At 64.6% G+C, this 25,093-nt stretch carries 28 protein-coding genes; 16 read left to right on the forward strand and 12 right to left on the reverse strand.

The window, feature by feature from the left end:
• Positions 1 to 29: 29 nt before the first annotated feature.
• Positions 30 to 494 carry a GFA family protein gene (locus NKH59_RS00160; protein ID WP_352541159.1) on the forward strand — a complete coding sequence of 155 codons (465 nt, stop codon included), beginning with the start codon at positions 30 to 32 and terminating at the stop codon, positions 492 to 494.
• Positions 495 to 533: 39 nt separating this feature from the next.
• Here NKH59_RS00160 and NKH59_RS00165 read toward each other — a convergent pair whose 3' ends face one another.
• The 6 genes from NKH59_RS00165 to NKH59_RS00190 form a co-directional block, all read right to left on the reverse strand.
• Positions 534 to 1,304: an exodeoxyribonuclease III gene (locus NKH59_RS00165; protein WP_352472106.1), complete on the reverse strand. Its 771-nt coding sequence runs from the start codon at positions 1,302 to 1,304 to the stop codon at positions 534 to 536.
• Between the two features lie 9 nt (positions 1,305 to 1,313).
• Entirely contained in the window at positions 1,314 to 1,958 is a 645-nt protein-coding gene (locus NKH59_RS00170; RefSeq protein WP_352541160.1) for an alpha/beta hydrolase family protein, read from the reverse strand.
• A 182-nt stretch (positions 1,959 to 2,140) separates the two neighbouring features.
• Complete coding sequence (locus NKH59_RS00175) at positions 2,141 to 3,235, reverse strand: tetratricopeptide repeat protein (protein ID WP_353020474.1); 1,095 nt, start codon at positions 3,233 to 3,235, stop codon at positions 2,141 to 2,143.
• Positions 3,232 to 4,146: a non-homologous end joining protein Ku gene (ku, locus tag NKH59_RS00180; protein WP_353015509.1), complete on the reverse strand. Its 915-nt coding sequence runs from the start codon at positions 4,144 to 4,146 to the stop codon at positions 3,232 to 3,234. The genes NKH59_RS00175 and ku overlap by 4 nt, the downstream gene beginning before the upstream one ends.
• Positions 4,147 to 4,364: 218 nt before the next feature.
• Positions 4,365 to 6,863, reverse strand: a complete 2,499-nt coding sequence (gene ligD / locus NKH59_RS00185; RefSeq protein ID WP_353015511.1) for a DNA ligase D — start codon at positions 6,861 to 6,863, stop codon at positions 4,365 to 4,367.
• 87 nt (positions 6,864 to 6,950) lie between these two features.
• Positions 6,951 to 7,175, reverse strand: a complete 225-nt coding sequence (locus NKH59_RS00190; RefSeq protein ID WP_352472112.1) for a hypothetical protein — start codon at positions 7,173 to 7,175, stop codon at positions 6,951 to 6,953.
• A gap of 317 nt (positions 7,176 to 7,492) precedes the next feature.
• Here NKH59_RS00190 and NKH59_RS00195 point away from each other — a divergent pair, with 317 nt between their 5' ends.
• The 5 genes from NKH59_RS00195 to NKH59_RS00215 all read left to right on the forward strand — a co-directional run bounded on the left by NKH59_RS00195 (position 7,493) and on the right by NKH59_RS00215 (position 12,457).
• Positions 7,493 to 8,443 (forward strand): substrate-binding domain-containing protein, encoded by a 951-nt coding sequence (locus NKH59_RS00195; protein WP_352472200.1) that lies wholly within the window; start codon positions 7,493 to 7,495, stop codon positions 8,441 to 8,443.
• Positions 8,444 to 8,671: 228 nt separating this feature from the next.
• The gene (locus tag NKH59_RS00200; protein ID WP_352541163.1) at positions 8,672 to 10,246 is read left to right on the forward strand and encodes a sugar ABC transporter ATP-binding protein; all 1,575 of its coding nucleotides are present in this window, start codon (positions 8,672 to 8,674) and stop codon (positions 10,244 to 10,246) included.
• Positions 10,243 to 11,259: an ABC transporter permease gene (locus NKH59_RS00205; RefSeq protein ID WP_353015513.1), complete on the forward strand. Its 1,017-nt coding sequence runs from the start codon at positions 10,243 to 10,245 to the stop codon at positions 11,257 to 11,259. Before NKH59_RS00200 ends, NKH59_RS00205 begins: the two co-directional genes overlap by 4 nt.
• A gap of 241 nt (positions 11,260 to 11,500) precedes the next feature.
• Positions 11,501 to 11,869, forward strand: a complete 369-nt coding sequence (locus NKH59_RS00210) for an endonuclease domain-containing protein (RefSeq protein ID WP_352472114.1) — start codon at positions 11,501 to 11,503, stop codon at positions 11,867 to 11,869.
• Between the two features lie 90 nt (positions 11,870 to 11,959).
• Entirely contained in the window at positions 11,960 to 12,457 is a 498-nt protein-coding gene (locus NKH59_RS00215; RefSeq protein ID WP_352457301.1) for a GNAT family N-acetyltransferase, read from the forward strand.
• Positions 12,458 to 12,653: 196 nt separating this feature from the next.
• Here the strand turns inward: NKH59_RS00215 and NKH59_RS00220 are convergent, their stop codons facing one another.
• From NKH59_RS00220 to NKH59_RS00235, 4 genes are all read right to left on the reverse strand, one after another.
• Positions 12,654 to 12,986 (reverse strand): DUF982 domain-containing protein, encoded by a 333-nt coding sequence (locus NKH59_RS00220; RefSeq protein ID WP_352501430.1) that lies wholly within the window; start codon positions 12,984 to 12,986, stop codon positions 12,654 to 12,656.
• Positions 12,987 to 13,278: 292 nt separating this feature from the next.
• A complete protein-coding gene (locus NKH59_RS00225) occupies positions 13,279 to 13,494 on the reverse strand; it encodes a hypothetical protein (RefSeq protein WP_353015515.1) in 216 nt (71 codons plus the stop codon).
• 103 nt (positions 13,495 to 13,597) lie between these two features.
• Positions 13,598 to 15,229, reverse strand: a complete 1,632-nt coding sequence (gene groL / locus NKH59_RS00230; RefSeq protein ID WP_353020479.1) for a chaperonin GroEL — start codon at positions 15,227 to 15,229, stop codon at positions 13,598 to 13,600.
• Positions 15,230 to 15,286: 57 nt separating this feature from the next.
• Positions 15,287 to 15,601 carry a co-chaperone GroES gene (locus NKH59_RS00235; RefSeq protein WP_352457303.1) on the reverse strand — a complete coding sequence of 105 codons (315 nt, stop codon included), beginning with the start codon at positions 15,599 to 15,601 and terminating at the stop codon, positions 15,287 to 15,289.
• Between the two features lie 339 nt (positions 15,602 to 15,940).
• Between NKH59_RS00235 and NKH59_RS00240 the strand changes: the two genes are divergently transcribed.
• Positions 15,941 to 16,210, forward strand: a complete 270-nt coding sequence (locus NKH59_RS00240; RefSeq protein ID WP_352457304.1) for an usg protein — start codon at positions 15,941 to 15,943, stop codon at positions 16,208 to 16,210.
• 115 nt (positions 16,211 to 16,325) lie between these two features.
• Here the strand turns inward: NKH59_RS00240 and NKH59_RS00245 are convergent, their stop codons facing one another.
• Positions 16,326 to 16,595: a DUF982 domain-containing protein gene (locus NKH59_RS00245; RefSeq protein ID WP_352541165.1), complete on the reverse strand. Its 270-nt coding sequence runs from the start codon at positions 16,593 to 16,595 to the stop codon at positions 16,326 to 16,328.
• A 137-nt stretch (positions 16,596 to 16,732) separates the two neighbouring features.
• Positions 16,733 to 16,945: a hypothetical protein gene (locus NKH59_RS00250; RefSeq protein WP_245274651.1), complete on the reverse strand. Its 213-nt coding sequence runs from the start codon at positions 16,943 to 16,945 to the stop codon at positions 16,733 to 16,735.
• Between the two features lie 344 nt (positions 16,946 to 17,289).
• Here NKH59_RS00250 and NKH59_RS00255 point away from each other — a divergent pair, with 344 nt between their 5' ends.
• From NKH59_RS00255 to NKH59_RS00295, 9 genes are all read left to right on the forward strand, one after another.
• Positions 17,290 to 17,766: an Hsp20 family protein gene (locus NKH59_RS00255; protein ID WP_353015518.1), complete on the forward strand. Its 477-nt coding sequence runs from the start codon at positions 17,290 to 17,292 to the stop codon at positions 17,764 to 17,766.
• Positions 17,767 to 17,795: 29 nt separating this feature from the next.
• Positions 17,796 to 18,317: an Hsp20/alpha crystallin family protein gene (locus NKH59_RS00260; RefSeq protein ID WP_353015520.1), complete on the forward strand. Its 522-nt coding sequence runs from the start codon at positions 17,796 to 17,798 to the stop codon at positions 18,315 to 18,317.
• Between the two features lie 63 nt (positions 18,318 to 18,380).
• Complete coding sequence (locus tag NKH59_RS00265; RefSeq protein WP_352775650.1) at positions 18,381 to 19,058, forward strand: hypothetical protein; 678 nt, start codon at positions 18,381 to 18,383, stop codon at positions 19,056 to 19,058.
• Positions 19,059 to 19,167: 109 nt separating this feature from the next.
• Complete coding sequence (locus NKH59_RS00270; RefSeq protein WP_353020481.1) at positions 19,168 to 19,770, forward strand: CDP-alcohol phosphatidyltransferase family protein; 603 nt, start codon at positions 19,168 to 19,170, stop codon at positions 19,768 to 19,770.
• A 26-nt stretch (positions 19,771 to 19,796) separates the two neighbouring features.
• A complete protein-coding gene (locus tag NKH59_RS00275; protein WP_353020483.1) occupies positions 19,797 to 21,584 on the forward strand; it encodes a bifunctional alpha/beta hydrolase/class I SAM-dependent methyltransferase in 1,788 nt (595 codons plus the stop codon).
• A gap of 2 nt (positions 21,585 to 21,586) precedes the next feature.
• On the forward strand, positions 21,587 to 22,930 hold the full coding sequence (locus tag NKH59_RS00280; protein ID WP_353020485.1) for a phosphatase PAP2/dual specificity phosphatase family protein: 1,344 nt from the start codon (positions 21,587 to 21,589) through the stop codon (positions 22,928 to 22,930).
• Positions 22,927 to 23,355 (forward strand): hypothetical protein, encoded by a 429-nt coding sequence (locus tag NKH59_RS00285; protein WP_352501219.1) that lies wholly within the window; start codon positions 22,927 to 22,929, stop codon positions 23,353 to 23,355. Before NKH59_RS00280 ends, NKH59_RS00285 begins: the two co-directional genes overlap by 4 nt.
• Positions 23,356 to 23,363: 8 nt before the next feature.
• Positions 23,364 to 24,026 carry a lysophospholipid acyltransferase family protein gene (locus NKH59_RS00290; protein WP_353020487.1) on the forward strand — a complete coding sequence of 221 codons (663 nt, stop codon included), beginning with the start codon at positions 23,364 to 23,366 and terminating at the stop codon, positions 24,024 to 24,026.
• Positions 24,027 to 24,048: 22 nt separating this feature from the next.
• Positions 24,049 to 24,984, forward strand: a complete 936-nt coding sequence (locus NKH59_RS00295; RefSeq protein ID WP_353020699.1) for a phosphatidate cytidylyltransferase — start codon at positions 24,049 to 24,051, stop codon at positions 24,982 to 24,984.
• Positions 24,985 to 25,093: the final 109 nt, after the last annotated feature.

The following is a 25,093-nucleotide window of genomic DNA, read 5'->3' on the forward strand; positions in this document are numbered from 1 at the left end:
CGCTGGCAGAGGCTAAGGCGAGGCCAGCAATGGACGATTGGAAGCTCCCTTGGGACGGCGGTTGCCTGTGCGCCGGAATACGCTTTCGCATCAGCGCCCCGCCCTTGCTGACGATGGCGTGTCACTGCACCGGCTGCCAGAAGCTGAGCGCCAGCGCGTATTCCCTGACCATCGCCGTGCCGAGCGACGGTTTTGCCATAACGCAAGGCGAGCCGGTGGTCGGCGGCCTGCACGGCCCGCATCGCCAGCTCTATTGCCCGCATTGCAAGAACTGGATGTTCACGCGCCCGCATGGCCTGGACTTTTTCGTCAACATTCGTGCGACCATGCTGGACGAGCACCAATGGTACGTGCCTTTCGTCGAAGTCTTCACGTCGGAAAAGCTGCCCTGGGCTTCGACCGCCGCTAGCCACAGTTTCGCTACGCAGCCCGACCTTGAGGGATACGCACCTCTGATCGAGGCGTTCGCCCGCGAAGCGGCGCGGCCAACTTGACTGGTTGCCGCCCGGAAAGGCGGCGCCAGCCTCCGTGCCTCACTTCAACTCCACCCAGACCGGCGCATGATCGCTGGCGCCGGTCTCGCCGCGCACGTCGCGGTCGATGCCCGCCGCTACCAGCCGGCGCGACAGCTTCTTGCTGAGCAAGATATGGTCGAGGCGCAGGCCGGCATCGCGCGGCCAGCGGTTGCGGCGATAGTCCCAGAATGTGTAGAGCGTCTCGTTCGGGTGCTTCTTGCGCAGCGCGTCAAGCCAGCCCTGGTCGAGCAGCCGCTGGAACGATGCGCGGCTTTCCGGCTGGACCAGCGCGTTGTCGTCATAGGAGCGGGTCGGGTAGATGTCGCGCGGCTCGGGCACGATGTTGTAGTCGCCGGCCAGCACCACCGGCAGGCCGGTGTCGAGCAACTGCGCCGCATGCGCCTCCAGCCTTTCGTGCCAGTTGAGCTTGTACTGGAATTTCGGGCCGGGCTGCGGATTGCCGTTCGGCGCGTAGAGGCAGGCGACGACGATGCCGTTGACCGCCGCTTCGATGTAGCGCGCCTGCTGGTCGCTATCGTCGCCGGGCAGCGCCTCGCGGGTCAGAACGGGTTCTGCGCCACGCGAAAGGATGGCGACGCCGTTCCAGGTCGGCTGCCCGACCCAAACCGCGCCGTAGCCGGCCGCCGCCAGCGCAGTGCGCGGAAACTGCGTCTGTCTCGCCTTGAGCTCCTGCAGGCAGGCGATGTCGGGTTTGGCGGCAGCCAGCCATGCGAGCAGGTTCGGCAGCCGGCTGTTGATGTTGTTGACGTTGAAGGTGGCGATCTTCATCGGCCTGCTTCAGCGCACGATGCGTTCGGTCCACGCCTTCACCGCATCAGCGAGCGTCTTCAGATGATCGGCGGTGGAGAAGCCGGAGATGTTTTTGCGCGGCTTCAGATCATGGTCGCCGTCTTCCAGCCAGAAGATCTCGATTGCGTCGGACAGAGCATAGGTCGCGACCTCGTCTTTGGTCCCGAACTCGTCGCGCGTGCCCTGGAAGATCAATGTCGGCGTCTTGAGATCGGCCAGGTGTTTTGTCCGAAGCTGCGTCGGTTTGTCAGGCGGATGGAAGGGATAGCCGAGACAAAGCAGCCCTGAAATCTCGCCCTTCGAAAACATCTCGTCGGCGATCATCGAAGCGACGCGTCCGCCCATCGACTTGCCGCCGATGATCAGCGGACCCTTCACGCCCTTCGCCCGGAGGTCGGCGATCGCCTTGACGTATTCCGGGTTAACCGTCTCGGCGCGCGGCGGCGGCTTGCGGTGGCCGTAGCGGCGAGCCGCCATGTAGTGGAATTCGAAGCGCGCGACGCGGAAGCCGGCTGCGGCCAGCGCCTTGGCGGTGGCGGTCATCGAGGGCGAGTCCATAGGAGCGCCTGCGCCATGGGCGAGCAGGATGATGATGGCGGCGGTGTCGGGGCCGTCGAAGAGGAAGGTTGTCATGGGGACTCCAACGCTGGTGACCCCTTCTCCCCTTGTGGGAGAAGGTGACCGAGCGAAGCTCGGTCGGATGAGGGGTGTTCCAGGGAACGCCGACGCCTCATTTCTTCCAACACCCCTCAACCGGCTCGGCGCTGCGCGCCGATCCACCTTCTCCCACAAGGGGAGAAGGAGGCGCTACTACCTCACCCTGCCGACATCCGCGCCAGCTGCAAATCCACGAACTGTATCCCCTTGGCCGCCGTGCGCGCCCATTCGGAATTGGCGTCGAGCTCGAGGTAGCGCACCCAGCGACGCCGCGCCTCGGCGAGATTGCCGGCGTCGAACTCCAGCCTGGCAAGGTTGAACACCGCGTCGGCATAATTGGGATCGAGTGCGATCGCCTTCAGCAAATGGCGGCGCGCCGAGGCTACCCGCCCCTCCTCGCTCATCAGCCCGGCGAGATTGAACCAGGCCTCGACGAAGCCGGGATCGAGCTTTATGGCGCGGGCATAGTCGTGCGCCGCCTCGGCCGCCTGGCCGGCGGCGCGCAGGCAGTTGGCGCGGTTGAAGGCGGCGATGGCATCGCTTGGGTCGATGGCCAGGCAGCGCTGGTAGAGCGCCGCCGCCTGCTCGTGCTCTTCAGCCCCTTCCGCCGCCTCGGCATCGGCGAACAGCTCTTCCAGCGTGTCGTCATCCTGCGTTCCCAGATCGAACAGCAGCTGGCCGTCGAGTTCGCTCTGGCCGCCTTCGAGATAGATCGCATCGGCCCGCCCGTGCTGCGAGCCGACGGCGAGCGACTTGGCGGTGAGCGAGGCGACCGGGCCCGAGCGGTGCACCGAGCGCGCAATCGCCCCCCACGAGGCGCCGCCGGCAACCAGCCCGGCATATTTGCGGGCGAGGATCAGGTCGCGAAAGGAATACGGTTCGCAATCATGCTCGAAGGCATCGAACAGCGACAAAAGGTCGAGATCCTCGCCGGTCAGCCGCGACTGGTCGATCAGCGACTGCCGCGACAGCGCAGAAGCCTCCGGCGCCTTCATCAATCCGAGCAGGCGCAGGAAGCCGTTCTCGCTGACCAGCTTGCGCCCCACCGTGCGCTCCGCAGCAGCCCGACGCTCGATCTCGCCATCGCCGGCTTTGGCGAGCAACTTGCGGCCCAACACGACATGTGTGGTGCGCCGAGTGACGCCGCGCCGCAACTGGCCGTGCTGGCGCTCGACCTCGCGCGCCGCCAGCCTGAGCGGAAAGGCCGCCAGCGCGCCGACGATGCCGAAGACCGTGCCGGCGAGAGCCGTCACGCCTTGCTCTTGCCGACGGCTTTGAGAAGGTTCGCCTTGAGCGGGTTTTCCTTGACCGCGGCGGCGCCGGCCTTGGCGGATTTCGCCGCGGGTTTGGCCGTTTCATCGGCCTTGCTCTTCGACTTGGCCGGCGGTTTGGCCGATTGCGACAGGCTCGCCTTCAGCGCATCCATGAGATTGATGACATTGCCGCGCTCGGGGGCCGCCGCGATGATCGGCTTATGGCCCTTCAGCTTCTCGCGGATCATCGCCATCAGCGCGATCTCGTAGCGGTCCTCGTAATTCTTCGGATCGAAGGTGGTTTCCTTCTGCTTGATCAGCGCTTCGGCCAATTGCAGCATTTCGGGATCGGGGTTTCCGGCCGGGATATTGCCGAAATATTCAGCCGTGCCACGCACTTCGTTCGGATTCCTCAAGGTGCAGACGAACATGCCGTTCTCGCGCGCGCCGATCGTCACCACGCGCTCGCGGCTGGACAGCACCAGGCGGGCGATCGCCAGCTTGCCGGATTTGCGCATCGCTTCGCGCAACACGGCAAAGGTCTCCTCGGCCATTGCGCCGTCCGGCGCCAGGTAATAGGGCGCGTCCTGATAGATGACGTCGACCGAATGCTCGTCGACAAAAGCCTCGATGTTCATCGTATGGTTGGATTCGATGCGCACCGCATCGAGATCGGAGTCCTCGATGATGATGTACTGCTTCTCCTCGTATTCGTAGCCCTTGACCAGGTCCGAACGCTCGACCAGCCCGAGCTCGGGGTCGACCGGCTTCATGTTGATGCGGTTGTGCGTCTTCTTGTGCAGCTGGTTGAAGCTGATGCGCTCGCTGGCGCTCGTCGCCGGATAGAGCCGGACCGGACAGCTGACCAGACTGAGCTTGAGGTAACCTTTCCAACTTGCCCTGGGCGCCATGAAATACTCCTACGCGGCCTTGTGCTGTCGAACTGTTCGCAGCGTTCATTCGTCCGGAGGACGAATGCGGCTGCCGAAATCCTACATTGCCCTTACAATACCGGCAAATCCCTAGCGAAATCTTCCTCCGCCGGAGCCCCTGCAGGTAAGAGGTCCGTGGCGAAGAATAATTCAAATTTTCCGGAGCGTCGATGGAGTCTGGGGCCGCGCCCGCGGGACTATCTCGCAGTGCCCATCACCGGCAAATCCCGGGCGAAATCTTCCATGTCGGCCCAAGGGTCGCCTGACGTCGCCAGCAGGCCCGGCAGTGACGAATAATTCAGATCCTGCGGGGCATCGATGGTCGCCAGGTCGCTCCAGCTCACCGGTGTCGAGGCCGGCAAATTGGTGCGGGCGCGCAGCGAATAGGGAGCCGCCGAGGTGTGGCCGCGCGCATTGCGGTGATAATCGATGAAGATGCGCCGCTTGCGGTTATCCTTGCCCATGGTGGTGGTGAAAGTGTCGGGCGCGGTGGCGGCAAGATGCGTCGAGATGGCGCTGGTCGCCTGGTGCAATTTCTTCCAGTTCTGCTTTTGCGTCACCGGTACTGATATGTGGATGCCGTGGCCGCCGGACGTCTTGGCGAACGGCACCAGCCCTAGCGCTTCCAGCTCGCCCTTAATGTGCACCGCCGCCTCAACCACCTCGCGCCAGGCGATCCCCTCGCCCGGGTCGAGGTCGAAAACGACCAGGTCCGGCTTGTCGAGCCGCGTGCGATGGGTGCCCCAGGTGTGGAACTCGACGACACCGAACTGCGCCAGGGCCAGATAGCCCTTGGCGTCTTCCACCGAGAGATAGGATTTGGTCTCGCCCTCCGAATTGGTCGCTTCGAAAGTCGCCACGGATGACGGCATGCCGGTGAAGGCGTGGCGCTGGAAGAAACAGTCCTGCGGCCTGCCGGTCGGGCAGCGCACCAGCGACACCGGCCGGCCGAGAATGTGCGGCAGCATGAAATCGCCGACCAGCGCATAATAGACGGCAATGTCGAGCTTGGTCGGGCCGGTCTTGCCGAACAGCCGTCGCGTCGGATTGGTCACCCAGATGGTGGCGAGGTCGGCCTCGGCGATCAGCCGCTTGCGCTTGGCCGAAACCGGCGTCGACAGGCCGACGTCGCGCAGGCCGCGGAACACCGCATGGCGCAGCGCATTGTCGGTGGTCCGGTTGGCGTAGTGGATATGCGCCGAAAGCAGCGGCCGCACCCATTTCATCTCGCGCATGATTTCGCGCGGAACGCCTTCTGGCGCGGATGCACCCGCCCTTAGCGGCTCCAGCCTGGCCAGCAATTCGCCGGCGGTTCCCGCATCGAAGCCGGTGCCGACCTTGCCGCGATAGTGCAGCTCGCCGTCCTCGAATTCGCCGAGGCCAAGTGCAGCCAGCCCCTCGGCCGCGTCGGAAACTGTGTAGCCGGCGATGACGAAGTCGCCGGTCTGAAGCGCCTTGGTCTTGGTCCAGGTCTTGGTACGGCCGCTCTGGTAGATTGCCGTGGCGCGCTTGGAGACGACACCCTCGAGCCCCATCTCGGACGCCTGGTCATAAAGTGCCTGGCCGTCTCCTTCGACATGATCGCTGAGCTGGATGGCCGAATTGGCGCCGAGACCGGACAGCAATTGCGAAAGCAGCGCCTTGCGCCGGCGGAGCGGCGCTTGTCTCAGGTCCCAGCCGTCGAGATACAGAAGATCGAAGGCGTAGAAGTGGAGCTTGTTGCCGGCGCCTTCGGCCAGCGCATTCTGCAAAAGGGCAAAGCGGCTGATGCCCTTGGCGTCGAGCGCGACGACCTCGCCGTCGATGATCGCCTCGCGGCACGGCAGCCTGGCGAAGGCAAGGGGCAGGTCGCCATAGCGCTTCGTCCAGTCGAGGCCGGCGCGGGTGATCAGCCTGACTGCGCCGTTACCGAGATGCGCCATGGTGCGGTAGCCATCGAATTTGATCTCGTGCAGCCAGACTTCGCCCGTTCGGGCCGCTGGGTCATCGCCGCCCGGCGGTTTCGAAACCTGCGTCGCCAGTTGCGGCTCGATGCGGGTGGGCAGCGGCGCCTTGACGGCGCCCGGCAAAGCACCTGGCTTCAGCACCACCGGCCTGGCAGGCTTGGCGGCCGGCTTCGGCGTTGCCGCCAGTTCCTCGATGCGGCGTCCGGATTTGACGCTTTCCGGCCGGGCTTCCAGTATGTCGAGCTTGGCGTCGGCGGCGAGATCGCGCTCCTTGAACAGCAGCCAGTTCTTCTTGCCCGCATCCTCGCCGGGCTTCGGTTTCAGCCGCGTCAGCATCCAGCCGCCATTCAGCTTTTCGCCGGCGAGGCGGAACTTGAAGGAACCGGTGCGCAGGCTCTTCTCGACATCGTCCATCGGCGCCCAGACACCGGTGTCCCAGACGATCATCGGCCCGCCGCCATATTCGCCTTCGGGAATCACACCTTCGAAGTCGATATACTCGAGCGGATGGTCCTCGGTCTCGACCGCCAGCCGTTTGTCGGCGGGGTTGAGCGACGGGCCGCGCGGCACCGCCCAGCTCTTCAGCACGTCGCCGACCTGCAGGCGAAGGTCGTAGTGGTCGGCGGTGGCGTGGTGCTTGTGAACGACGAAGCGGTTGCCTTCCCCGGCAACCAGCCCGCCGGCGGGTTCCGGCGTCCTCGTGAACTCGCGCTTGGCGCGATAGGCCTTGAGCTTTGGCGGGGCGGTCACGGCCACATGCTCTTGCGCAAAAACAACGGCTTGATGCGCATGTCTTGAATCATTTTGTCAGCATGCGGCAGGTCGGCGTCATGCCGCTCAATCGTCGGTGGCCGGCGTCAATTCGAGCTCGGCCGGCGACAGGCCCTGCTGCAGCTGGCTGAGCCGGAATTCGTCGACCCAATAGGCCTCGCCGTTGACCAGCACCCGCGCGCTGTAGCTGCCGGCCGAAAAACGCTGCGCGGTGATGTACACCTTGTGGCGGTCGAGCGCGTTCCGCACCGCGGCGCGCTTGGATTTCTGACTGGCGACGGAACTGGCCATGCTGGTTACTCACGCACAAGCCGCAAGGCGGCGTGCCTTAAGGATGGCCGAGAGCGTGTCGGCTGTCAATTTGGCGGTCGCTGCGAGCCGCGCGCGGTAGCGCGTTCTTGCGCAAAGCTCCGGCCTTGGCTAGCATCCGCCGGCAGGCACCGAGCGGAGGAGAACGTCGCGGTGGACCGGCTGGAGCGCCGTTGCGTCCCTTCAAACACGAGTTGGGCGCTCGAAGGACACTCCATTTTTGAATCGACGCAAGGAACCTTCCGGAAAACCCATTCCGGTTTCGGGGTCGTGCGCTCATCTGGGAGGAGACTAAATTGATCAACAGACGTGAATTCCTGCTGTCGACCGCGGCGATGGGCGCTTTGGCGCTGGCCGCTCCGCAACTGGCTTTTGCCCAGGACAAGCTGACCATCCTGGGTTCGGTGCCGAGCCTCGGCTTTCCGTTCTTCGTGCACATGCTGAACCAGATCAAGGCGGAAGCCCAGGCGCAGGGCGTCAACCTGGTCGAAAGCGACGGCCAGAATTCGGCGCCCAAGCAGACCGCCGATATCGAAGCGGCGCTCGTGCAGAAGGTCAACGCCATCGTCATCTCGCCGCTCGACGTCAATGCGCTGGCCCCAGCCATCGAGGAAGCGGTCAAGGCCGGCGTTCCCGTCGTCACCATCGACCGCCGTGTCGAAGGCGTCGAGGGCATCCTTGCCCATGTCGGCGCCGACAACGTCAAGGGCGGCGAGGCCGAAGCGAAGGCCATGGTGGCGGCATTCCCGAACGGCGCCAAGATCTTCCATCTGCAGGGCCAGCCCGGTGCCGGCCCGGCGATCGACCGCAACAAGGGTGTGCACAACGTCCTCGATCCGATGAAGGACAAGTACCAGATCATCTTCGAGCAGACCGCCAACTTCGCCCGCGCCGAGGCGCTGTCCGTCACCGAGGCCGGCCTTGCCGCCAACGGCAAGCCCGACGCGATCATCTGCGCCAATGACGACATGGCGCTTGGCGCGGTTGAAGCCTGCGCGGCGCGCAACTTCACCGACGTCAAGATCTACGGCTTCGACGCGCTTCCCGAAGCGCTGGTCGCCGTGCGCGACGGCAAGCTGGCCGGAACGGTCGAGCAATTCCCCGGCGAACAATCGCGCACTGCGGTGCAGATCGCGGTCGCTTACGCCAGGGACAAGACCGAGCCGAAGGAAAAGCTGGTGCTTTTGACGCCGATCGTCATCGGCAAGGACAATCTCGACAAGGCGGAGAGGCTGGGCGAGACGAAGTAAGGTTGCACAAAGGGCGCGCAGCGGCAAAAGTAGCATTCTGTCGCGCCCCCCCTCTGCCCTGCCGGGCATCTCCCCCCACTTGGGGGGAAATCGGGAGCTTCGCCGATGGCGCCTTTTCTGCAACGCAGGAAGATTGGCGAAAGACATCCAATCTCCCCCTCGTGGGGAGATGTCCGGTAGGACAGAGGGGGCGCTGTCCCGCCATCAATCGCAAATTGGGAGCAACCTTTGCCCGCAGCCGAAGCCGCAGCGCCTTCACCCTCTCCCGCCCTGCTCACCGTCGAGGGCGTGACCAAGCGCTTTGCCGGCGTCACCGCGCTGAACGACGTATCGCTTGAAGTCCGCCCCGGCGAGATCCTCGGCCTGCTCGGCGAGAACGGCGCCGGCAAGTCGACACTGCTCAAGATCCTCTCCGGCGTGATGCCGCCGTCCAGCGGCCGCATCGTCTTCGACGGCGTCGAATTCAGCCCGCACAATCCGCAGGATGCCAAGCGCCACGGCATCGTAACAATCTACCAGGAACTGAGCCTGATCCCGACGCTGACGGTAGCGGAGAACATCTTCATCGGTCGCGCGCCGCTCGGCCGGTTCGGGCTGGTCAGCTGGCGAAAGATGGTGGAAGACTCACGCGCGATCATCGCTCGCGTCGGCCTCGACCTCGACCCGGCGACGCCGGTGTCGGCGCTGTCGGTGGCCGAGCAGCAGCTGGTCGAGATCGCCCGCGCGCTGTCGCTGAAGAGCCGCTTGATTATCATGGACGAGCCGACCTCGGCGCTGACCGAAACCGAAGTGCACAGGCTGATGTCGATCATGGACCGGCTGCGCAAGGATGGCGTCGCCATCATGTTCGTCACCCACCGGCTGGAGGAGGCCTCGGCGATCTGCGATCGCATGACGGTGCTGCGCGACGGCAGGCTGGCCGGCCATCTCGACCGCGAAGGCGGGCCGATCAAACTGCCGAAGATCATCGAGAAGATGGTCGGCCGCGCCGCTTCCGAGCTCTATGCCAGGCCGACGCAGCGCGACGTCGCCGGCGACGTCCGGCTCTCGGTGCGCGGCCTGCGCACGGTGCGCGATCCGCAGGCGCCGCACGCCATCGTGCTCGAAGGCGTCGATCTCGACCTCAAGGCGGGCGAAATCCTCGGCGTCGCCGGCCTCGTCGGCTCCGGCCGCACCGAGCTCGCCCGCGCCATCTTCGGCGCCGACCGCATTGCAGCCGGCACCATCAGGCTCGACGGCAAGCCGATCGCGCCCGCCTCACCCGCCGACGCCATCGAACTCGGCATCGGGCTGGTTCCGGAAGACCGCAAGCACCAGGCAATCTTCGCAGCACTCGCCATCCTCACCAATTTCTCGATCGCCGCGCTCGACCGCTACTCCAGTGTCGGCTTCATGGCCGAGCGGCGCGAACGCGAGGCGCTGGCGAACTACAGGAAGATGCTGTCGATCCGCATGGCTTCGCCCGAGCAGGCGATCGAGGGCCTGTCCGGCGGCAACCAGCAGAAGGTGATCCTTGCCCGCTGGCTGGCGCGCGATCCCAAGGTACTGATCGTCGATGAACCGACGCGCGGCGTCGATGTCGGCGCCAAGGCGGAAGTGCACCAGATCCTGGTGGAGCTCGCCGCGCGCGGCATCGCCATCATGATGATCTCGTCCGAGCTGCCCGAAGTGCTTGCGGTGTCGGACAGGATCGTCACCATGCGGCGCGGGCGCATTACCGGCGAGATGCCCGGCGTCGAGGCGACCGAGGAGAAATTGATGGAACTGATGGCGCTCGACCAGAAGCAGGAAGCAACGCAATGACCAGCACGACCGAACGGAGCCAGCGCGGCGGTGTCAATATTGCGCGGCTGCTGATGAGTTTCGGCCCACTGATGTTCCTGGCGTTGCTGATCGTCGTCTTCACCGTGCTGAAGCCGAGCTTCATCGACCCGATCAACCTGTTCAACATCATGCGCCAGATCTCGATCACCGGCCTGATCGCGCTTGGCATGACCTTCGTCATCCTCACCGCCGGCATCGACCTGTCGGTCGGCTCGCTGCTCGCCTTCTGCGGCATGGTCGCGGCGGTGGTGGCCAAGGGCGGCACCGCCAACACGCTGTCGCTGTCGACAACGGGCACGCAGGGCTATGGCTGGTTCGCCGCCCTTCTCGCGGCCGTCGTCGTCGGTGCCGTGGCCGGCGGCGTCCAGGGCTTTGCCATCACCAGGCTGAAAGTGCCGCCCTTCGTCGTCACGCTTGGCGGCCTCACCGTGTTTCGCGGCCTGACCTTGACGATTTCCAATGGCGGCCCGATCTCCGGCTTCGACGCCTCGATGCGCTGGTTCGGTACCGGCCTGATCGGCCCGGTTCCGGTGCCGGCGATCATCTTCGCGATTGCCGCGATGCTTTGCCATATCGTGCTGCGCTACACACGTTACGGCCGCGCGGTCTATGCCGTCGGCGGCAATGCCGAGGCGGCACGACTCTCCGGCCTGCGTGTCGACCGCATCCTGATCTCGGTCTACATCATCGTCGGCTTCTTCGCCGGCCTTGCCGCCTTCGTTTTGTCGGCGCGGCTCAACTCCTCCGAAGCCGTCGCCGGCATCGGCTACGAGCTGACAGTGATCTCGGCTGTCGTCATCGGCGGCACCTCGCTGTTCGGCGGCATCGGCAGCGTCGGCGGCACGGTGGTCGGTGCAGGGCTGATCGGCGTGCTGCAGAACGGGCTGCAGTTCAACAATGTCTCGTCCTACACGCAAAGCATTGTCATCGGCCTGATCCTCATCCTCGCCGTGGCCTTCGACCGCTGGCTGAAATCGCGGGTAAGGCGGTGATACAGGTGCCATGCCTATCCAGGTCGGCGGGCCAGCACCCCCCTCTGTCCTGCCGGACATCTCCCCCTCAAGGGGGGAGATTGGACGTCGCTCCAGCTTTCGCCAATCTCTAAAGAAGGGAGAATTTTCGGCGAAGCTGCCAATCTCCCCCCTTGAGGGGGAGATGTCCGGCAGGACAGAGGGGGGTGTTCAAGCGCAGCATAGAGAAGATGGGCAAGGTTCGCGCTGAGGAATAGAAGTAGTGAATCACTATCCCGTACCTCCCCGTAACCGCGGCAATGCGCGCAAGATGCGCAAGGCCATGACGGATGCCGAGCTGAAGCTCTGGAATGAGGTCAGGGCGCATCGACTCATGGGGCTGGCATTTCGGCGGCAGATGCCAATTGCAGGCCATATTGTCGATTTTGCCTGCCCGGACAAAAAGCTGATTGTCGAACTGGATGGCTCCCAGCATGCCCGGGCCGATGCCTCAATATCGGACGCTACCAGAAGCGCACGGCTTGAAGCGCTGGGCTGGACTATCCTGCGGTTCTGGAACGACGACGTCATTCGCGATATCGACAATGTCTGCCAGCACATAGTCATGGTGGCCGGCGCGGATGTGCGCTGAACTCAGCCGTGCAGGGCCGGCGGGACAGTACCTCTCTGTCTTGCCGGACATCTCCGCTCAAAAGGGGCAGGTTTCTGGGGCGAGGTGCCAATGACCCAAATAAGAACCATGACCGAACAGGACGTTCCGGCGGTGTCGCGGCTGCTTGGAGGGTCCTGGCGACACACCTATTCGCCGATCCTGGGTGCCGAGACGACGGCACGGCTGTCGGATGAGAGGCACGCGCCGGAGCGGTTGGCGGCCGAGCTCAGGGACGACAGCAAGATGTCCTTCGTCGCCGAGCGGGCTGACGGCTCGCTCGCCGGTTATGCGATGGCCGCGATGGACGACAAAGGCGAGGTCATGCTCGAGCGGCTCCATATAGACAAAAGCGAGTACGGCACCGGCCTTGCCGCCGACCTGCTGCATGCCGTTCTTGCCGCGCATGCGGGTATTCCCAGCATCGCCCTGGAAGTGATCGAGGGCAACGACCGCGCAATCGCCTTCTATCGCAAGCACGGCTTCGAGGTCGTCGAGCGCCGGCCGGCTGCACACGGGGTGGGCGGCCATGCCTCGCTGATCATGCGCCGGCTGCTACCGATGGCTTAGTAGGCGAAAGCGGCTGAGCGCGTAATCTCCCCCCTCGAGGGGGAGATGGCCGGCAGGCCAGAGGGGGTAGCCGCGCGTGAGGCGCCAACTTTCTCTTTCGTCCAACATGGCGTCGCGCCAGGACGTACCGACCCCCTCTGTCGCCTTCGGCGACATCTCCCCCTCAAGGGGGGAGATTGGCGACTTCTCCAACCGCTCAGGCCGGGGCGTTGACGCGCTGTGCGCGCGTTGCCCAGTCGGCAACCGTCGCGCCAGCAACGCTCTCGCCGGCAACCGTCCCGTTCGTCTGCGGCGCAAGCAGGTCGTTGCGGCGGGCGAAGGCAACGAAGGTGGCGCGCGCCGTCTCGGCGTCGATCTCTCCTTCCAGTGCTGCACGGCACGCTTTTGCGGCGATGTCATGCGCGGCCGTCCGGCTCGTTGCCGGCCACTCAGCCAAAAGTGCATAAGCCTCAGCCGCGCTTTCTATCTTCGTCGGCGTACCGAGGCCGGTGAGGATGGTAACCGGCTTGTCGAACGAAGCACGATCCATGACACTCTCCTTTCCTGGCTCAATCGGCTCCTTTCGGAACTCAACCGCGCGGGCGCTTCGATCCGCCTGCAGGACGGCGTCGATCGGCGAATGCAATACGGCTTGCATGCCCGGCCGCGGCAGCAGCCGATGCACCTTGACCAGCGCTCGAGCCAGGCCGCCACGCCCAGCGGCGGATGTTCGCGCCCGTAGAGCCACGCCTTTGCCTTGGCGAGCGGGTAACCCGCCTCTTCGGCGAAATCGGTTTCCGACCAACGCAGCAGGCGCAGGCATTCGCGCATCCGCGCCGCGATCATTTGCGCTCCTCCGTGCCGGCCCCCACGCGTTGAGCCGACAGAAACATCAGCGTGTAGGCCGCCTTGCCGCGGTCCCAGCCGGCCGACTCGGCCATATCCAGCAAGCCGTCGACCAAAGGCGCCAGCGCCGCCCTGCAGTCGGCTTCATAGTTGAAATCGTTTTTCGGGCGGGTCGGCGCCGCGATCTTTCCAAAACTGTCCATCATATCCATGGCAACACCTGCTCAGCATTAGTCCCGGACCGGCAAGACCGTGCCCGCTTTTGGCGGACACGGTCCATCTGCCGTTTCGAAGTCGCGCTTTGGAAGCCTGGCCTTAGAAGTCCATGCCGCCACCGCCGGGCATGGCCGGCGCGGCAGCTTCCTTCTTCGGCTTCTCGGCCACCATCGCCTCGGTCGTCACCAGCAGGCCGGCAACAGAGGCGGCACCCTGGAGAGCAGTGCGCACGACCTTGGCCGGGTCGATGACGCCTTGACTGTAGAGGTCGCCGAACTCGTTGGTCTGCGCGTTCCAGCCATAGCCGAACTCGCCCGTGTCGCGCAGCTTGCCGACGATGATCGAACCTTCGGCGCCGGCATTCTCGGCGATCTGGCGCACCGGCGCTTCGATGGCGCGACGCACGATGTCGACACCGGTCTTCTGATCGGGATTGTCGACGACGACGTTATCGAGCGCCTTCGCCGCTCTCAGCAGCGCCACGCCGCCGCCGGGCAGGATGCCCTCCTCAACCGCCGCGCGTGTGGCGTGCATGGCGTCGTCGACGCGATCCTTGCGCTCCTTGACCTCGATCTCGGTCGAGCCGCCGACACGGATGACGGCGACGCCGCCGGCGAGCTTGGCCAACCGCTCCTGCAGCTTTTCGCGGTCGTAGTCGGAGGTGGTTTCCTCGATCTGCGCCTTGATCTGGCTGATGCGCGCATGGATTTCATCCTTGCGGCCGGCGCCGTCGACGATGGTGGTGTTCTCCTTCTCGATCAGCACCTTCTTGGCGCGGCCGAGCATCTCCAGTGTGACGTTCTCGAGCTTGATGCCGAGGTCCTCCGAAATCGCCGTGCCGCCGGTCAGGATGGCAATATCCTCCAGCATGGCCTTGCGGCGATCGCCGAAGCCCGGTGCCTTGACGGCCGCGACCTTCAGGCCGCCGCGCAGCTTGTTGACGACCAGCGTCGCCAGCGCCTCGCCCTCGACGTCCTCGGCGATGATCAACAGCGGCTTGCCGGATTGCACGGCGGCTTCGAGCACAGGAAGCATGGCCTGCAGGTTGGACAGCTTCTTCTCGTGGATCAGCACATAGGGTTCTTCGAGTTCGACGCGCATCTTATCCTGATTGGTGATGAAATAGGGCGAGAGGTAGCCACGGTCGAACTGCATGCCTTCGACCACTTCCAACTCGGTCTCAGCGGTCTTCGCTTCCTCGACAGTGATGACACCCTCATTGCCAACCTTTTCCATCGCCTCTGCGAGGAAGCGGCCGATCTCGGCATCGCCATTGGCAGAGATGGCGCCGACCTGAGCGATTTCGTCGTTCCTGGTCACCTTGCGGGCATTGGATTTCAGGTCGGCGACCACGGCGTCGACCGCCTTGTCGATACCGCGCTTCAAATCCATCGGGTTCATGCCGGCAGCGACCGCCTTGGCCCCTTCCCTGACAATGGCCTGAGCAAGAATCGTCGCGGTCGTGGTGCCATCGCCTGCGGTGTCGCTGGTCTTCGAAGCAACTTCGCGGACCATCTGAGCGCCCATGTTCTCGAACTTGTCCTCGAGCTCGATCTCTTTTGCCACCGTCACGCCGTCCTTGGTGATGCGCGGCGCGCCGAACGATTTGTCGAAGACAACGTTGCGGCCCTTGGGACCAAGCGTCACCTTCACCGCATTGGCAAGCATATCGACACCGCGTAACATCTTCTCGCGGGCTTCGGTATGAAATTTCACATCTTTGGCAGCCATTGGAACACTCCTCGATAGGCAGCTTTTCGTTGACTGGAATGCTTGTTCAGGCCCCGCTCAGGCAGCCTTCTTCATCTCGCCCGTGGCTTCGATCACGCCCAGCACGTCGCTCTCTTTCATGATGAGCAGATCCTCGCCATTGAGCTTGATCTCGGTGCCGGACCATTTGCCGAACAAAATGCGGTCGCCGACCTTGACGTCGAGCGGCTGCAATTGGCCGCTGTCGTCGCGCGCGCCCGGACCGGCGGCAATGACCTCGCCCTCCTGCGGCTTCTCCTTGGCGGTGTCGGGGATGATGATGCCGCCCGCGGTCTTTTCGTCGACCTCGATGCGGCGGACCAGGATGCGGTCATGCAATGGACGGAACGCCATGTCGTTCTCCTCTCGGGACAAACAGATTTTCGAACATCCTCCTGACCGGACCGGCAATATCGGCCCGGCACGGGGTGCGCGATCTCTTCTTAAGGCATCGCGCGCATACGAACTAGTCGCGCTTTTTTCAGCTTTCAAGAGGATCATGCAAAAATTTTAGCACTCGACACCTGAGAGTGCCAATACGCTGTAATTGTTCGCACATTCGCCGTTTCCGGCGCGATGACCCGGCCGGATTTCCAAATCTGTCCGTCTCCTGAGCCGCTTGCCGGCGGCTGGAACCTATGTGGAAGGCGAGGCGTTTTGCAGACCGAGGTTCATTGGGAAAGGAAGGATTGCATGACCAGCAGGGACTTTCAGCTCCAGATGCAAGGGTTTGGCCTCACCACGGCGGAGATCCACTACCGCCTGCCCGATCATCGAAGCCTGCTTCAGCTCTATATCTGGCAGGAATACGATATCGCCCCTGATTTCCCGACGCTGAAGCATTTCCTCGATTTCTGGGAGCGCGAGATCGAAGGCCCGCTGCATTCGGTGCGCGTGGCTCATCACCGTCTGATCCAACCGTCCGAATGGCGGGCCGTAAATGGCATTATCACCGTCCACTGAGGAGCAAGCCGATCTGCCGCCAGACAGCAAACAAAGTGCCTCCGAAGCGGGGGAGAGGGGTAGCTGACTCTCCCCCACTTTGTTTTGGATCTCACAATATCGGAGGGCGTCCGGACTAGCCGGCGTGGTCGACAGGCTTGCGGGCCGCTGCGAGCAATCCAGCCTTGCGCGCCGCCCTGACGAAGGCCTTGCGCGCATCACGCGCGGTGCGCCAGCCGTCGAGCGCGTCGCGGCAGGTCCGATAGGCGGCGCGCCAGCTCCGGCCGCGTGCACGGTCCGGCCACTGCTGGCGCATGCATTCGATGGCTTCCCAACTGCTGGCGACCTTGCGCTCGCTGGATTGGAATTTCAACGTGATCGGCTCGGCGAAGCGGACGTCGTCCATCACTTCCTCCTTGTTTTCTGATCGTCTTCTTGTTTGAGCAAGCAACGTTATGCTGGCGGCACCGGCGGCCGGCCGGCGCCGCTGAAGGACATGGTTCGTCCCTTTGCGCGGTTCAAGAGCATCGCGGCAGCAGCCGGTTATTCCTCCTCGTCCGGCCCTTGCAGCAGTTCGATCAGCGTCGCTACCCTTGCCGTCGGCAGCGGTCGGCCCTCGTTCACCAGCGCCTCGTCGGCGGCGATCCAGGCCAGGGCCTCGCGCAATTCCTGGACCGTCCCGTCCGTCGCCGCAATGTCGGCGATCACGGCTTCGTCGACCGGGCCCAGCACAGAAATGATCTCGTCGCGTGTCATGGTCAGCTCCATCTGCGAGTGCCGGGAACGGGCCCGGCAACACAAGAAATCTGGGTCTTGACCTGCTGCAGACAATAACCGGCCGGGGAAGTCAGCGTTGGCAATTGAAACCAACAGGCAATCTCCTGCCGGACATCTCCCCACTTGTGGCGAGATTGGCAGCCTCGCCGAACCGACCGAAAACCGGCCCGAAAAACCGGCAACGCGAGAGCCACCGGGTCTTGACTTGCGGCGGACAATAACCAGATCGAAGGCACCGGTCGCCGAAATGGGGCCGGCGGAACCAGGGAGCGCCAGCTCTTTGGCGCCCCTCGTATCTATGTTGCTCGATGGAGGATGTAGCTATGAGAACCGCATTCGACTTTTCCCCGCTCTATCGGTCGAGCATCGGCTTCGACCGCGTCTTCAACCTGCTGGAAAATGCTCCGCAGGCCTTCGACGCCTGGCCGCCCTATGACATCGCGCGCAGCGGCGAGAACAACTACCGCGTCACCATCGCCGTAGCCGGGTTTTCCGAGGACGACCTCGAAATCACCCATGAACCCAACCTCCTGATTGTCTCCGGCCAGCACAAGGAGCCGGACAACGCGGAGTATCTGCATCATGGCCTCGCCACACGGCCCTTTACCCGCCGTTTCGAGCTTGCCGATCACGTCAAGGTCGCAGGCGCCTCGCTCGACAGCGGCCTGCTCAGCGTCGATCTGGTACGTGAGGTGCCCGAGGAGATGAAGCCTCGGCGCATCGCCATCGCGACCGATGTCGCCTCGCCGAAGACCGGGCCGAAGGTCGCGCAGGGCGAAGCAAACAAGCAGGCTGCCTGAATGCACCAGTCGAGAAAGGAGACTATGCAATGGCTATTCGTGATCTCATTCCGTGGGGCCGGGAGAACAATCAGCCCCCCAGCCTGTTCCGCAACGGCGACGGCGATCCCTTCCTGACGCTGCATCGCGAAATGAACCGCCTGTTCGACGAGGCGTTCCGCGGCTTCGACACGAGGATGCCGTCGCTCGGTGGCTTCTCCGCTGCCCGCGCCAGCTGGCCGAGTGTCGAAATCTCCGATAGCGAAAAGGAGATCCGCGTCACCGCCGAGATCCCCGGCATGGACGAGAAAGACGTCGAGCTGCTGCTCGATGACGGCGTGCTGACGCTGCGCGGCGAGAAGCGCGAAGAGACCGAGGACAAGGACAGGCAGTTCTCCGAACGCTTCTATGGCCGTTTCGAGCGGCGTATCCCGCTCGGCTACGAAGTCGACGAAGACAAGGTGAACGCCGCGTTCCGGAACGGTGTGCTCAGCGTGACGCTGCCCAAGACGGAGCGCGCCCAGGCAAAGGCCAAGCGTATCGCCATCACCGGCGGCGACGGCAAGTCCTGACGGCTCGTAGGACGACGTCCCTTCTGCCTGTCGGTTCCGGCGGGCAGAAGCGGGCAAATGTCGATGACCCGTTCTCCCGACGCTCCGGTTCCGCCTGACCAGGCGCAGCACGCCCTGCAGTGCCTGACGACCGAGCATTTCGTGCTGCAAAACGCTCGCGCCGCGACCATTCAGGAAGCGAACCAGAGAGCCGATCTGTTCCTGACCTCGGTCTCAAGCGCAACGATTGCCTTGTCCTTCGTCGCGCAGGTCACGGAGATGGGCAGGCCGTTCGTGTTGTTCAGCCTGATCTTGCTGCCTTGCCTTTTCTTCATCGGACTGGTCACCTTTGTGCGCGCGGTGCAGGTTGCCATCGAGGACATGGTGCATGCCCGCGGCATGGCCAGGATCCGCCACTATTTCGTCGAACTGGCGCCGGTCCTGCAAAGATACCTCGTCAATTCCACGCATGACGACCCCTCGGCGGTGCTGGTCGACAAGGGCCTCAGACCCTCGCCGCTGCAATATTTCATGACCACCGCGGGGATGGTGGGCACGATCAACGGCGCCATTGCCGGCGTCTTCACCGGCATCGTTGTTAAGTCCGCTTTCGGCGGGGGCATGTCGCCCGGCGTGATTTGCGGGCTGGCGGTCTTCGCGACATGCATTCTCATCCTGCGGCGCTATCATAGTCGCGCCTGGGCGGCGGCCGAAGAAAGCTTGCCCGCACGGTTCCCGGGCGACAATGGCAGGGAAAGCTAGCGCCGACATATCCGGATGTCGAAAAGTGGCAGGGCGCCGCCCTTGCGTCTTGCGCGCCAATTGACCATCCTCGCCAACATCATTTGCACCGCGGCCGGGGGGTTCGCATATGCCGACGCTTTATGCGCTGAAACCGGCCTTCCAGGCCAGGCTGCGGCCGCTTGCCGACGGCCTGGCCAGGGCCGGCGTCACCGCCAACCAGATCACACTCCTGGCCGCTGCCCTCTCGCTCGCCGCCGGCCTTGCGGTGGCAGCCCTTGCCGGCCACCGCGTGGTCTTTCTGCTGATGCCGCTCGTGCTGTTTACGCGAATGGCGCTGAATGCGATCGACGGCATGCTCGCAAGGGAACATGGCCAGGCCTCGAAGCTCGGCATGTATCTCAACGAGCTCTGCGATATGATCTCCGACCTCGCTTTGATCCTGGCATTTGCCGTCATTTTTCCTGCCTGGGGCGTCGTTGCATTCGCTATCGCGGCTATGATCGCGGAATTCGCCGGCGTGCTCGGCATCGCCGCCGGAACCGGGCGCAACTATGCCGGCCCGTTCGGCAAAAGCGACCGGGCGCTGGCGCTCGGCATCCTCGCCGTGCTTATCGCGTCCGGCCTGTGGGTCCCAGCGCTCACGCCGCTCGTGTTTCCGGCCATGGCTACACTCTCGCTGGCGACCGCCATCAACCGGATACGCAGCGGTCTTAACGGGAGCGGCAGCTGAATTCCGGTCTCGCCAGGGAGAACAACATGCTTCACCAACAGACGGTTGCCGCAGTGGCTTCAGCCAATATCGAGCGGGTGGCGCAGGAGCGCAGCTTCAAGAGCCATGACGGCACCGAGATCTTCTACCGCTATTGGCCGGGGCTGTCGGAAAACCGCAAGGGCGCCATCCTGCTGTTCCATCGCGGCCACGAGCATGGCGGCCGCATGGCGCATCTGGTCGACGAGCTCCAGATGCTCGACCACGCCTTCTATGCCTGGGACGCGCGCGGCAATGGCCGCTCCGCCGGCGAACGCGGCTATGCGCCGTCGTTTGCCGCGCTGGTGCGCGACATCGATTGCTTCGTGCGCGAGATCGGCAGCGACGGCTTTGCCCAGCGCGATATCGCGCTGATCGCGCAATCCTTCGGCGCCGTGCTTGCCGCCGCCTGGGTGCACGATTACGCGCCCGACATTCGCGCCCTGGTGCTGGCCTCGCCGGCGTTCTCGGTCAAGCTCTACGTGCCCTTCGCCAAGCAAGGCATTGCGTTGTGGCAGAAGCTGAAGGGCCGCTTCTTCGTCAATTCCTACGTCAAGGCGAAATTCCTGACGCATGATCCCGAGCGCATCGCCTCCTTCGACGCCGACCCGCTGATCACCCGGCCGATCGCCTCCAACATCCTGGTCGAGCTCTACGATCATGCCGCGCGCATCGTCGCCGATGCCCGCGCAATCACCGTGCCGACACAGCTTCTGATCTCCGGCAGCGACTGGGTGGTGCGGCATGGACCGCAGCACGAATTCTTCGTCAATCTGGCGAGCCCGGCCAAGGAGCGGCACGTGCTGCCCGGCTTCTTCCACGACACGCTGGGCGAGCGCGACCGCCACAAGGCACTCGACCTGATCAGGCCCTTCCTCGAAAAGCAGTTCGCGGCGCCGGAAGAGCCGGTCGACCTGACCTGGGCCGACCGCGCCGGCTACACACGCGACGAGGCCGACCGGCTGGCCTCGCCGCTGCCGCTGCTGTCTCCCAGGGGGCTCTACTGGGCAATGAGCCGCGCCTCGATCCGCATGGGCGCCTGGCTGTCGTCCGGCATGAAGACGGGGATTGCCACCGGCTTCGATTCCGGCTCGACGCTCGACTATGTCTATGAGAACGAGGCGCGCGGCATCAGCCCCATCGGCCGCATGATCGACCGCACCTTTCTCGATGCCGTCGGCTGGCGCGGCATCCGCCAGCGCAAGCTGCATCTGGAGGAGCTGATCGGCAGCGCCGCCGCCTCGCTCAAGGCCGCCGGCCGGCCGGTCCATATCGTCGATATCGCCGCCGGCCATGGCCGCTACGTGCTCGATGCCGTGCAGAAAGGCGCCGCGCCGCCGGCAAGCGTACGGCTGCAGGATTTCTCCGAGCTGAACGTCTCGCTCGGCCGCAAGCTGATCGCCGAGCGCAAGCTGCCGGCGACCGTCTCGTTCCATCAAGGTGACGCCTTCGACGCCACGATGCTGGCCGGGCTCGACCCGGCGCCGGATCTCGCCATCGTCTCGGGGCTCTACGAATTGTTTTCCGACAATGCCATGATCGCCCGCTCGCTCGGTGGACTGGCCAGCGCCATGCAGCCCGGAAGCCTGCTGGTCTACACCAACCAGCCCTGGCATCCGCAGCTCGAGATGATCGCGCGCAGCCTGACCTCGCACCGCGGCGGCCAGGCCTGGGTGATGCGCCGCCGCACGCAGGCCGAGATGGACCAGCTGGTGGCGGCCGCCGGCTTCGAGAAGCTCGACCAGCGCATCGACCAGTGGGGCATCTTCACCGTTTCGGTCGCGCGGCGCGTCTGAGCATGGACCTGCCTGCCTGTGCCTCACCTCGCGGTGCCGCTGCCCTTCCGGCCTTGCCACGCGAGCCGTATCCCGGGATCGTCCTGCGCGCCGCATTGTGGCTGGCATTTCTGGCGCCGTTCTTCTACGCCACCTACGGCTTCGCCAATTGGCTGGCGTCGCGGCGCGACGACGTCGGCAGCATCGTCTTTGGCTGGGAGCGCGGCATCCCGTTCCTTGCCTGGACGATCGTGCCCTACTGGTCGATCAACCTGTTCTACGGCTTGTCGCTGCTGTTGAACAACTCGAAGAGCGGCGTCGACCGCCTCGCCGGCCGGTATCTGACGGCACAGATCGTTGCCGTCGCCTGCTTCATCCTGTTCCCGCTGACTGCCACGTTCGTGCGCCCGCAGACGAGCGGCCTGCCCGGCTTCATGTTCGCCGTGCTCGGCGGCTTCGACAAACCCTTCAACCAGGCGCCGTCGCTGCATATCGCGCTGCTGGTCATCATCTGGGACCATTGGCGTCACAGATTGACCGGCATCGCCGGCGTCGCCTGGCATGTCTGGTGTTTCCTGATCGGCGCCTCGGTGCTGACGACGTGGCAGCACCATTTCATCGACATACCGACCGGCGCGCTGCTCGGCCTTTTCGCGCTGTGGCTGTTTCCGCGCGACGGCGCCTTGCCTTTCGCCGGCTTCCGCCTGACCGCGGACCCGAAAGCGCGGCTCCTGGCGCTGTTCTATGCGCTTGGCGCAGCCTTTGCGCTGGCCGGCGCTGCTGCCGGCGCATTGGTCTCGGCGCTGTGGCTCATCCTGTTGTGGCCGGCACTGGCGCTGGCCATAGTCGCTTTGGCCTATGCCGGCGCCGGCGCCAAGGTGTTCCAGAAAACAGCCGATGGCGGCGTGTCGCTGGCCAGCCGTCTTCTGCTGTGGCCCTACCGGGTTGCCGCCAAGGTCAATGTGTGGGCATGGACGCGAAAGCTCCCGGCGCAGATCGTCATCGCCGACGGTGTTTCCCTTGGCCGTTTTCCGACCGCCGCCGAGGCCGACGCCTTCGGCACGGTGATCGACCTTGCCGGCGAATTGGAACGGCCGCGTGGCGCCTCGATCCGCTGGTTGAGCCTGCCCATGGTCGACCTTTTGCCGCCGTCTCGCGAGGCACGTGCGCAAGCGGTGGCCGCGATCGAGACGGCGCAGAGCCAGGGCACGGTGCTGGTCTGCTGTGCGCTCGGCTTCCAGCGCAGCGCCGCCGTCGTCGCCGAATGGCTGGTCGCCAGCGGCCGGGCCGCCACGCCGGATCAGGCGCGAGGCCAGCTCGCCGCCGTGGGCCGACCTGTGCATCTTGGCATGGACGCGGCGACATGACCGCCTTTCGAGATAAGGCCGAGACGTTCGCCGCCGGACTGATGGTGCAGGTGGCGTGGCCGCTGCTGTTGATTGCTGCTGCCTTGCTGGCGGCGCCGGTCATCGGCCTGGCGACTGCGCCGCAAACATCGTCGCTGTCCGCGGCGGCCTGGCTGATCGCCGCCGCGGGTGCCATAGCCACAATCATTCTCTCGGCCCTGCTTTTGTTCGACGCGCTGCTGTTCCGGCTGATGGCCAGCCACGCCAGCGAAGCAGGCGGCGCTGCGGCGATCGACGACGTGCTGGCGCGCATGCGGCTGAAACCCACGGCGGCCGGTGGCCGCTCGCTCGACCAGCGGATGGCCGGCACGCGCCGTCTGCTCGCCAAGCAGCGTATCGCCTTCAGCCTGTTCGCGGCGGCCTCGGTCGTCGCGGCATTCTTTTGAGCCCGTCCATGACAAAGCTTCGCGTCAGCACCTATACCCTGCTGCAGACGGCGACCTCGATCGGCCTGTCGGCACTGGCCTGGGTGGTCACCGGCGTGCGGCCGATCTGGAACGGCAGCCAGCCGTCGGACCGGCAGCGTATCTACTTCGCCAACCATGCCAGCCACGGCGATTTCATCCTGCTGTCGGCCTGCCTCAGCGAGAAGGAACGCGCCCGTACCCATGCGGTGGCGGCCGCCGATTATTGGAGCAAGTCGCGGCTGCGCCGTTTCATTGCCGAGGACATGCTGTCTTCCGTGCTGATCCACCGGCAGTGGACGGATGAAACGCAGCACCCGATCTCGATCATGCTGTCGGTGCTCGACCAGGGCCACTCGCTGATCCTGTTTCCCGAAGGCACGCGCAACATGACCGACGAACCGCTGCTGCCGTTCCGCTCTGGCCTCTACAATCTGTCGATGGCGCGGCCCGATGTCGAGCTCATCCCGTGCTGGATCGAGAACATGTCGCGGGTGCTGCCCAAGGGCCAATTCGTGCCGGTGCCGCTGCTTTGCCGCGTCGTCTTCGGCGCCCCGATCGCCATTCAACCGGGTGAGGAACGCCGCGCCTTTCTCGACCGCGCCCGCGAAACGCTGCTGGCGCTCAACCCCCGGCCGCAGCGAGACGATTGAGGACCAAGGCAAAATGCTGCCGATGATGCACGAAACCCTCATTCTGATTGTCGGCCTGCTGGCGGTGCTGATCAGTGCCAGCGTCGTCGCCGGCGTCTTGTCATGGCGCGCGCCAAAGCCGTTGTCGCCGACGCTGGTCAACCTCACCCAGCGCATCAATGCCTGGTGGGTGATGGTGGTGGCGATCACCGTCGCCTTCTTCTTCGGCCGCCCCGGCATGACCATCCTGTTCGCGCTGATTTCGTTCGCCGCGCTGCGCGAATTCGTGACGCTGACGCACAGCCGCCGCAGCGACCACTGGGTGCTGCTCGGCATGTTCGGCATCGTCGTCCCGTTCCAGTACTGGCTGGTGTGGACCGCCTGGTATGGCCTGTTCACCATCTTTATCCCGGTCTACTGCTTCCTGCTGATGCCGGCGATCACCGCGCTGCACGGCGACACCGAACGCTTTCTCGAGCGCGTCTCGGCGCAGCAATGGGCGGTGATGATTTCGGTCTACTGCGTCAGCCACGTGCCGGCGCTGCTGACGCTCGAGGTGCCAGGCTTCGAAGGCCGCAACCTGTTGCTGATCGCTTTCCTGATCATCACCGTGCAAGGCAGCGACGTGCTGCAATATATTTTCGGCAAGCTGTTCGGCCGGCATCTCCTGGCGCCGACGGTCTCGCCGTCGAAGACCTGGGAGGGGCTGGTCGGCGGGCTGGCGGCGTCGAGCCTGCTCGGCGCGCTGCTGTCGTTCCTGACGCCGTTCTCGCCGCTGCAGGCAGCCGGCGTCGCCTTCATCGCCTGCCTGATGGGCTTCCTTGGCGGGCTGGTCGCCTCCGCCATCAAGCGCGATCAGGGCGTAAAGGACTGGGGCCATCTGATCGAAGGCCATGGCGGCATGATGGACCGTGCCGACAGCCTGGTCTTCGCCGCCCCGGTCTTCTTCCATACGGTGCGCTATTTCTGGACTGTATGAAGGTTGGCGCCGTTTGCAGTGGCGGATGGTTCAGGGCGACCTTGCGAAGATAACCTGATCCGTTTCGTTATTACCACTTTCGCGAAAGCGGTAATAACCCGACCTGCCG

The organism is Mesorhizobium sp. M0998, assembly GCF_040318885.1.
GTDB lineage: Bacteria > Pseudomonadota > Alphaproteobacteria > Rhizobiales > Rhizobiaceae > Mesorhizobium.

Coding starts and splice junctions, on each gene's coding strand:
- groL (WP_353020479.1), bottom strand. CDS start 15,229: ATGGCTGCCAAAGATGTGAAATTTCATACCGAAGCCCGCGAGAAGATG.
- NKH59_RS00235 (WP_352457303.1), bottom strand. CDS start 15,601: ATGGCGTTCCGTCCATTGCATGACCGCATCCTGGTCCGCCGCATCGAG.
- NKH59_RS00220 (WP_352501430.1), bottom strand. CDS start 12,986: ATGGATCGTGCTTCGTTCGACAAGCCGGTTACCATCCTCACCGGCCTC.
- ku (WP_353015509.1), bottom strand. CDS start 4,146: ATGGCGCCCAGGGCAAGTTGGAAAGGTTACCTCAAGCTCAGTCTGGTC.
- NKH59_RS00255 (WP_353015518.1), top strand. CDS start 17,290: ATGAGAACCGCATTCGACTTTTCCCCGCTCTATCGGTCGAGCATCGGC.
- NKH59_RS00285 (WP_352501219.1), top strand. CDS start 22,927: ATGACCGCCTTTCGAGATAAGGCCGAGACGTTCGCCGCCGGACTGATG.
- NKH59_RS00250 (WP_245274651.1), bottom strand. CDS start 16,945: ATGACACGCGACGAGATCATTTCTGTGCTGGGCCCGGTCGACGAAGCC.
- NKH59_RS00295 (WP_353020699.1), top strand. CDS start 24,049: ATGATGCACGAAACCCTCATTCTGATTGTCGGCCTGCTGGCGGTGCTG.
- NKH59_RS00290 (WP_353020487.1), top strand. CDS start 23,364: ATGACAAAGCTTCGCGTCAGCACCTATACCCTGCTGCAGACGGCGACC.
- NKH59_RS00165 (WP_352472106.1), bottom strand. CDS start 1,304: ATGAAGATCGCCACCTTCAACGTCAACAACATCAACAGCCGGCTGCCG.
- NKH59_RS00275 (WP_353020483.1), top strand. CDS start 19,797: ATGCTTCACCAACAGACGGTTGCCGCAGTGGCTTCAGCCAATATCGAG.
- NKH59_RS00205 (WP_353015513.1), top strand. CDS start 10,243: ATGACCAGCACGACCGAACGGAGCCAGCGCGGCGGTGTCAATATTGCG.
- NKH59_RS00215 (WP_352457301.1), top strand. CDS start 11,960: ATGACCCAAATAAGAACCATGACCGAACAGGACGTTCCGGCGGTGTCG.
- NKH59_RS00260 (WP_353015520.1), top strand. CDS start 17,796: ATGGCTATTCGTGATCTCATTCCGTGGGGCCGGGAGAACAATCAGCCC.
- NKH59_RS00160 (WP_352541159.1), top strand. CDS start 30: ATGGACGATTGGAAGCTCCCTTGGGACGGCGGTTGCCTGTGCGCCGGA.
- NKH59_RS00270 (WP_353020481.1), top strand. CDS start 19,168: ATGCCGACGCTTTATGCGCTGAAACCGGCCTTCCAGGCCAGGCTGCGG.
- NKH59_RS00265 (WP_352775650.1), top strand. CDS start 18,381: ATGACCCGTTCTCCCGACGCTCCGGTTCCGCCTGACCAGGCGCAGCAC.
- NKH59_RS00280 (WP_353020485.1), top strand. CDS start 21,587: ATGGACCTGCCTGCCTGTGCCTCACCTCGCGGTGCCGCTGCCCTTCCG.
- NKH59_RS00240 (WP_352457304.1), top strand. CDS start 15,941: ATGACCAGCAGGGACTTTCAGCTCCAGATGCAAGGGTTTGGCCTCACC.
- NKH59_RS00170 (WP_352541160.1), bottom strand. CDS start 1,958: ATGACAACCTTCCTCTTCGACGGCCCCGACACCGCCGCCATCATCATC.
- NKH59_RS00190 (WP_352472112.1), bottom strand. CDS start 7,175: ATGGCCAGTTCCGTCGCCAGTCAGAAATCCAAGCGCGCCGCGGTGCGG.
- NKH59_RS00245 (WP_352541165.1), bottom strand. CDS start 16,595: ATGGACGACGTCCGCTTCGCCGAGCCGATCACGTTGAAATTCCAATCC.
- NKH59_RS00225 (WP_353015515.1), bottom strand. CDS start 13,494: ATGGATATGATGGACAGTTTTGGAAAGATCGCGGCGCCGACCCGCCCG.